Origin of the sequence: uncultured Arthrobacter sp. (assembly GCF_902805515.1) — a bacterium.
Classification (GTDB): Bacteria; Actinomycetota; Actinomycetes; order Actinomycetales; family Micrococcaceae; genus Arthrobacter_D.
The window spans coordinates 1-7,536 of sequence record NZ_CADCTE010000054.1; the positions used below are offsets into that span (position 1 = coordinate 1).

Here is a 7,536-nt window from a genome sequence, read left to right on the forward strand (position 1 = left end):
AGGGCCGCCGCGGTCGAGGAGATCAGCAAGTCGATCGGCGCCGACAGCCTCGCCTACATCTCCGAGGACGGCATGATCGCCGCCACCCAGCAGCCCCGCGAACGGCTGTGCACGGCCTGCTTCACCGGCAGCTACCCCATCGAACTCCCCGCCGCCGACCGCCTGGGCAAGAACCTCCTGGAGCGCAACCCGGCCGATGACGCCGACGGGTGCGAGCCCGGGCCGGACACCGAATTCGAAGCTGTACTCACCGACGCAGACAGGAAAGAACGGGTATGACCCCCTCCCCCAATCCCATCACCTACGCAAGTGCAGGAGTGGACGTCGAGGCCGGTGACCGCGCCGTCGAGCTGATGAAGGGCGCGGTGAAGGCCACCCACGGCGCCGAGGTGATCGGGGGCGTCGGCGGCTTCGCCGGCCTGTACGACGTGTCCAAGCTGCTGACCTACCGTCGGCCGCTGCTGGCGACCTCCACCGACGGCGTCGGCACCAAGGTCGCCATCGCCCAGGCCATGGACGTCCACGACACGATTGGCTTCGACCTGGTCGGCATGGTCGTCGACGACATCGTGGTGGTCGGCGCCGAGCCGCTCTACATGACCGACTACATCGCCTGTGGAAAGGTGGTGCCCGAGCGCATCGCCGCCATCGTCCGCGGCATCGCCGCCGCCTGCTCGGTCGCCGGAACCGCCCTGGTGGGCGGGGAGACCGCCGAGCACCCCGGCCTGCTCGGGGAGCACGAGTACGATGTCGCCGGCGCAGCCACCGGTGTCGTCGAGGCCGACGGGCTGCTTGGACCGGACCGCGTGCGGGAGGGCGACGTCGTCATCGGCATGGCCGCCTCGGGCCTTCACTCCAACGGCTACTCCCTGGTGCGCCGCGTCATCAACTCCGCCGGGTGGGCCCTTGACCGCCAGGTCTCCGAACTGGGCCGCACGCTGGGCGAGGAACTGCTCGAGCCGACGCGCATCTATGCCGCCGACTGCCTCGACCTCGCCCGCTACGCCGGCGCCGCAGTGCACGGGTTCAGCCACGTGACCGGCGGCGGGCTCGCGGCGAACCTCGCCCGGGTCCTCCCCCGCGGCATGGAGGCCACGGTGGACCGCTCCACCTGGGCGCTGCCGCCCATCTTCACCCTTGTGTCCGAACTCGGCAACGTGCCACTGCCCGATCTGGAGCGCACCCTGAACCTGGGCGTGGGCATGGTCGCAATCGTTGGGGCCGAGGGAGCCGACGCCGCCCTGGCGCGCCTCGCCGAGCGCGGCGTCCCCGCCTGGGCCATGGGCACCGTGGGTTCAGCCGCCGGATCGGCCGCGACGGACGGACCGGACTACGTGCAGGGCGCCAAGGGCGTCGACGGCGGAGCCGTCCGGCTGGTGGGCTCCTACGCCTGAGCGGACTCCAACGCACCAAAAGGAGCCCCTTCTCTTTAGAGAAGGGGCTCCTTTTGTACATCGCCCGCCGAACTACAGGGCCCGCAAACTCCAGCGCCCGCCGAACTCCAGTTCCCGCCGAACGCTCAGGACCTGTCGGCCCGCTTCCGCGTGACGACGATGTCGAAGGTGCTGGTGCGCGTATTGCCCGCTTCGTCCGTCGCTGTGCAGGTGACCCGCGTGATCCCGACCGGGAAGCGGCTGCCCCGCGCCGGCGCGCAGGCCAGCGGCACTTCGCCGTCGAGCGTGTCGATGGCAGACGGCAGCGGGTACTCGACCTTGGCGCCGCTGGCCCCGTTCGAGGTGACTTCCACGTCCGGCTGGTCGGCGATCCGCGGCGGAAGCACGTCCGCGGGCCGGGCCGGCAGCCGGGCAGGATCCACGATCCCCCAGTAGGCCGGCATCACCTGCAGGTTCTCGTCGAACGGCAGGGGCTGCTCCCACGGCCGCGGCATCGGCCAGGTCCGAAGCCAGGTACGGGCGTTGCTGATGCCCCAGAAGGTCACCGAGTCGATTGCCGAGTGGTGCTCGCGCAGCATGGCGAACAGGTCCCTGTAGTAGTAGCCGACTTCCGCCGCCGCGTCCTCATCGTTCTCGAACGCCGGGCTGTAGGGGTCGGCCGGCGCGCCGCTCACATCTGCTCCCGCATTCTCTGTTGACGCGTTGACGTCGAGCTCGGTGACCGCCTGCAGCAGCTCCGGGTTGACTGCCTCCACCGCCCGGATCGAGTCTTCGAGCCACTGCACCGGCCGTGCGACGTCGACGTGGGCCTGGTGGCCCACACCGTCGATCGGAACGCCGCGGGCCTCGAGGGCGCGGATCAGCTCGAGGTAGTCCTCCCGCTTGGAGGGCATCTCCGTGTTGTAGTCATTGATGAACAGTGCGGCCCCCGGGAAGTACCGGTCGGCCAGCCGGAAGGCCTCATCGACGAAGCCCTCGCCAAGGACCTGAAACCAGCGGCTGTCCCGCATGTCGTGGGGATTGGCCGTCTCGCCGTCGGCGATCGTCTCGTTGACCACGTCCCAGGCCCAGATGGGGCTGTTCCCGTTCGGGTACCGGGCGTTGATGTGGTCGGCGATGCCCTTGATGTGGGCTTCCATGCGCGCCTTGAGGAGCGCCTGGTCCGCCGGGCTGTTGGTGAGGTCGCGTGTGCCGTCCTTGAAGAACCAGGCCGGGGTCTGGGAATGCCAGGCGAGCACGTGGCCGTAGACCTGCACGTCGTTGGCGTCTGCGAAGTCAAGCAGCCGGTCCAGCTGGGTGAAGGTGAACCGGCCTTCGACCGGTTGCACACTTTCCGGCTTGCCTGCGTTCTCGGGGGTGAAGGCGTTGAAGTGCCTGCGTACGAGGTCGGCCGCCGGGCCCGTGGTTTCCCGTGCGTCGATCGCCACCCCGACGTGCTCAATGCCCTGGCCGCCGAGAACGTCCTTCAGCCCCGGAACGTTGGCGGGCCCGGCAGCGGCGCCGCCGCGCGGGAGGGAAAACGCCCAGCCCTCGGCAAGCTTTTCCGTGATGACCGTTCGAACGGCCTTGACCGTGTTGGTGCGGTCCCCGCCGCCGTCGTGCGCAAGGACCACAGCGCCGGGGGCGAAGGCCGCGCGGAGGTTCGAAGTCAGGGTGGCCTCGCTGAGGTCGTTGCCGTCCCAGTCGAAGATCACGTTGCCGAGTCCCAGGGGCTGCATGCCCAGCGCCGCGGCTACCTCGCCGGTGGCACCCCAGCTGCCGTTCGGCGCGCGGAAGTACGGGACCTGCTCGGACGGATTGCCTGCCGCCTCCCGGATGATGCGCAGGTTGGCCTTGAGGTCGGCTTCCACCTGCGCCCGGGTCCATGACCCCATGTCCGCGTAGGAGGTGCCGTGGTTGCACAGCGTGTGCCCCTCGGCGATGATCCGCCGCAGCAGGTCGGCACCGCCCGGCGCCTGGATGTTCTGTCCGATGACGCAGAAGGTCGCGGTGATGCCCTTCTCCCGCAGGAGGTCGAGGACCGCGTCCGTTTCGCCGGGGTTCGGACCATCGTCGAAGGTGAGGGCCGCGGTATTGCCTGTGCCACGGGCCGCCGCAAGCGGTACCGGGGTCGGATCCGCGGCGCCGCCGGGAACAAATGAGGCATCAGGTGTGGGCCGCCAGGTGTCATCGGCCGGTCCGGCCGTGCCGGTGATGACGACGTCGTCCACCAGGTAATCGTACGGCGCGCCCAGGTCCCCGGTACCGAGGTAGACGCGCAGGGTGGCGGGGTCGGCCCCGGCGGGGGCGGTGAAGGTGCCGGTTACGGTGGTCCAGGCGTCCGCGGACACCTGTGTGTTTCCCACCCAGTTGTAGGCGGGTTCGACGACGAAGCGCGCCGACGTGGTCGTGCCGGCGGCGGCTGCAAGCCTCACCTGCGCCGAGAAGGTGTAGGTTCCACCGGGCCGGAGCAGGTGGGCGGGCGTCTTCACTCCGTCATAGTCGTTCGTCCTCCCCTGCACGAGCAGGACCTTGTCGCCGTCGGCCTCGATGACCGACAGCGCCGGTCCGCCGTTCTGCGTGAGTTCGCTGAAGCCACCGTCCTCGAAGTCCTCGTTCAGCAGCACGGCCGGTTCCTCGGCCGAGGCCGCCGGCAGCACCAGCGCCCCCGCCCCGGCGAGCAGGCCGAACGCCGTCGCACCCGCCATCAGTCGTCCTCGTCTCATGTTTCTCCCTGTTTAAGAGCCCGCACCGCGCTGGCACGGGCATGCGGCCGCGGGCTGTCCGCGGCCGCATGCGCTGCTGAATTACTGCTGATGCCGTTCCGCCTGCCGTTGAAGCGCCGGCGGGGTGTTCCTAGCGGTTGCCGCGCCCGGGCGAGGCCTGCTCGAGGGTCTCCCGCAGGGCGGAGTAGGCGGGCTTCCGGGTGTAGTCGTTCCACATCACCGTTGCTTCTCCCTCGCCGGAGAAGAACACGGGCACCCAGGAGTACTTGTCGGTGAAGCCCCAGATGGTGAAGGAGTTGCACTCCTCCACCGCCACGCAGGCTTCGAGAGCCCGCTGGTAGTAGCCCGCCTGCTTTTCGAGCTGGGCCGCGGTGGGAGCGGTGCCCGCCGCGACGTCCATGCGCACGTCGATCTCGGTGATTGCCGTTTCGAGGCCGAGGTCGTCGAAGCGCTGAAGGTTGGCCTGGAGGTCCCCCGGGAAGCCGTAGCGCGTGCTGAGGTGGCCCTGGATGGCGAACCCGTCAACGGGGACCCCCTGCGCCTGCAGCTGCGGGATGAGCTTGAGGTACGCGTTGCTCTTGGCGTTGATGCCCTCGACCCCGTAATCGTTAAAGAAGAGTTTGGCCTTCGGGTCCGCCTCATGGGTCCAGCGGAAGGCATCGGCGATGATTTCCGGACCAAGCTCCCGGATCCAGATGTTGTCAGTGGTGCGCAGCGTCCCGTTCTCGTTGAAGATTTCGTTGGCCACGTCCCACTGCTGGATCTTTCCCGCGTACCGGCCCACCACGGTCTGGATGTGGTCCTTGAGGATGGCCCGCAGCTCGTCCTTGGAGAAGTTGCCTTCCTCAAGCCAGGCCGGGTTCTGGCTGTGCCAGAACAGGGTGTGGCCGCGCACCACCTGCTTGTTCTGCTGCGCGAATTCGACAATCGCGTCCATCTCCGTGAACCGGTAGGTGTCGCGTGCCGGGTGGACGAATTCCCACTTGAGCTGGTTTTCGGGCGAGACGGAACTGAATTCGGCGGCGAGGCGCTGCCGGTATTCCTGATCGGAGGTGAACGGGTCCGGGTAGGGCTGCGTCTCGTGGTGGCCGCCGCCCGCGACGGCGGTTCCGATTTTCAGGTCCTGAGGTGCAACCCAGCGCAGGGTGTCCTGCTTCTCGAGTCCTGGGGGCTGCTGCGCCGGGTGCTGGGCGCCGAGCGCCGGGGCCGCAGCGGGAAGAAGCATCGCTGAGGCGAGGACTGCGGCGGCGAGGGACGAATGGACCTTCATGAGCTCTCCTTTGAGATGTCCGGGGAACGGCGGTCGAAACATCGACGCAAACTTCCGGAACTTTCCGGAAATGCCGTTGCTGTAGGTTAGGAACACCGCCCCGGAAAGGTCAAGGGTGCGGCGCAGATTGTTGTCACGGGCACCCTTCTGCCGGGCCGTCCGAAGGAGGAAAACGTGCAGGACAACGCACAACCGGCGGTGACCATCTCGGCCATCGCCTCGGTGGCGGGGGTATCGGTCCCCACGGTGTCCCGCGTTCTCAATGGACGGTCCGACGTCGCCCCCGCGACCCGCGAGCGCGTGGAGACCCTGCTGCGCGAGTACGGCTACCGGCGGCGCGGTGCGGCACCTCCGGCACCGTCGGGCCTGGTGGACCTGGTGTTCAATGACCTCGACAGCCCGTGGGCGGTCGAGATCATCCGCGGCGTCGAGGAGGCCCTGAACGCGGAGGGCATGTCGATGGTGGTTTCCGCCATCCACCGGCGCGGAAACGCCGACTCGACGCGCAGATGGCTCGACACCCTGGACGGCCGGGCGAGCGACGGAGCCGTCCTCGTCACCACGGACCTCGACTCGTTCCTTCATGCCGAGCTGCAGCGCCTCAACCTGCCCGCCGTCGTGGTCGATCCCGCCGGCGTCCCCGATCTTGAGGTCCCCACCATCGGCGCGACCAACTGGACCGGAGCGGTCACCGCAACCGAGCACCTCATTCAGCAGAACCACCGCCGCATCGGTTTCGTGGCCGGCAGGCCCGGACTGTGGTGCAGCCGGGCGCGCCTTGACGGCTACCGCGCCGGACTCGACGCCGCCGGAATCATCTTCGATCCGGCACTGGTCATCGAGGGAGATTTCGACTATTCCTCCGGCTTCGCCGCCGGGACGGAGCTCCTCGCGTCCGCCGCGCCGCCGACAGCAATTTTTGCCGCAAGCGACCAGATGGCGCTTGGCGTCTATGAGGCCGCCCGGCAGAGAGGCCTGCGCATCCCCGACGACCTCAGTGTCGTGGGCTTCGACGACCTCCCCGAGGCCGGCTGGGCCTCACCGCCTCTGACGACGGTCCGCCAGCCCCTGTCGGACATGGGATCACTGGCGGCGCGGACGCTGGTGCGGCTGATCCGCGGCGAGGCGGTGGAAAGTCCGCGCATAGAGATGTCCACACGGCTTATCTCCAGATCAAGCGTCCGGGCAGTGGGCACCTGAGCCGGGGCCGCCAACCCCGCGGCCCACTGCTGTTCCCGTGCGCTGGCGGCGCACCGACGGACGCATCCCGTAAAAATCGCTTGACTCCTGGCGTAAACCTAATATGTTTATAACGACAACATATTGGTCACACCCCCTGGAGCACTCAATGGCGATCGAGCCCACCCGCGATGACAAATTCTCCTTCGGACTCTGGACGGTGGGCTGGGAAGCCCAGGACCAGTTCGGATCCGCGACCCGGCCGCCGCTCGACGTTGTGGAAGCCGTCAAACAGCTCAGCGACCTCGGCGCGTACGGCATCACCTTCCACGACGACGATCTCTTCCCCTTCGGCTCAAGCGCCGGCGAGCGCCGGGCGCAGATCGATCGGCTCAAGGCCGCCCTCGAAGCCACCGGCCTGATCGTCCCCATGGTCACGACCAACCTGTTCAGCCACCCCGTCTTTAAGGACGGGGGCTTCACCAGCAATGACCGCGGCGTCCGCCGCTTCGCTCTGCGCAAGGTACTGGACAACATCGACCTCGCCGCCGAACTCGGCGCCAAGACGTTCGTCATGTGGGGCGGGCGCGAAGGCAGCGAGTACGACGCCGCCAAGGACATCCGCGGTGCGCTTGAGCGCTACCGTGAGGCCGTGAACCTGCTCGGCGACTACGTCACGGACAAGGGCTACGACATCCGCTTCGCCATCGAGCCCAAGCCCAATGAGCCGCGCGGCGACATCCTCCTCCCCACCCTGGGCCACGCAATGGCCTTCATCGAGACGCTGGAGCGTCCCGAGCTCGTGGGCATCAACCCGGAAACGGGCCACGAGCAGATGGCCGGGCTGAACTTCACCCACGGCATCGCCCAGGCGCTGTACCAGGGCAAGCTGTTCCACATCGACCTCAACGGCCAGCGCAGCATCAAGTTCGATCAGGACCTTGTCTTCGGCCACGGCGACCTGCAGAACGCCTTCTCCCTTGTTGAT

5 protein-coding genes and 1 pseudogene are annotated in these 7,536 nt (G+C 68.1%); 4 read left to right on the forward strand and 2 right to left on the reverse strand.

Annotated elements, in window-relative coordinates; genetic code table 11:
* Together QZX79_RS04315 and purM are read left to right on the forward strand one after the other, a co-directional pair.
* Positions 1–279 (forward strand): annotated as a pseudogene (locus tag QZX79_RS04315) (amidophosphoribosyltransferase); the annotation flags it as partial.
* Positions 276–1,394, forward strand: coding sequence for a phosphoribosylformylglycinamidine cyclo-ligase (gene purM / locus QZX79_RS04320; RefSeq protein WP_294565182.1), 1,119 nt, complete (start codon positions 276–278; stop codon positions 1,392–1,394). The pseudogene QZX79_RS04315 and the gene purM, both read left to right, overlap by 4 nt.
* Before the next feature lie 125 nt (positions 1,395–1,519).
* On the opposite strand, the gene QZX79_RS04325 is transcribed toward purM, so the two are convergent.
* Positions 1,520–4,099 (reverse strand): endo-1,4-beta-xylanase, encoded by a 2,580-nt coding sequence (locus QZX79_RS04325; protein WP_294565185.1) that lies wholly within the window; start codon positions 4,097–4,099, stop codon positions 1,520–1,522.
* Between the two features lie 130 nt (positions 4,100–4,229).
* Positions 4,230–5,369, reverse strand: a complete 1,140-nt coding sequence (locus tag QZX79_RS04330; RefSeq protein ID WP_294565188.1) for an endo-1,4-beta-xylanase — start codon at positions 5,367–5,369, stop codon at positions 4,230–4,232.
* A 174-nt stretch (positions 5,370–5,543) separates the two neighbouring features.
* Between QZX79_RS04330 and QZX79_RS04335 the strand changes: the two genes are divergently transcribed.
* Together QZX79_RS04335 and xylA are read left to right on the forward strand one after the other, a co-directional pair.
* Complete coding sequence (locus QZX79_RS04335) at positions 5,544–6,569, forward strand: LacI family DNA-binding transcriptional regulator (RefSeq protein ID WP_294565190.1); 1,026 nt, start codon at positions 5,544–5,546, stop codon at positions 6,567–6,569.
* Between the two features lie 148 nt (positions 6,570–6,717).
* The coding region (gene xylA / locus QZX79_RS04340; protein ID WP_294565192.1) for a xylose isomerase at positions 6,718–7,536 on the forward strand (819 nt) is incomplete at its 3' end.

Excerpts from the sequence above, each read along its gene's own strand:
- purM (WP_294565182.1), top strand. The coding sequence starts at position 276 with ATGACCCCCTCCCCCAATCCCATCACCTACGCAAGTGCAGGAGTGGAC.
- QZX79_RS04330 (WP_294565188.1), bottom strand. The coding sequence starts at position 5,369 with ATGAAGGTCCATTCGTCCCTCGCCGCCGCAGTCCTCGCCTCAGCGATG.
- QZX79_RS04325 (WP_294565185.1), bottom strand. The coding sequence starts at position 4,099 with ATGAGACGAGGACGACTGATGGCGGGTGCGACGGCGTTCGGCCTGCTC.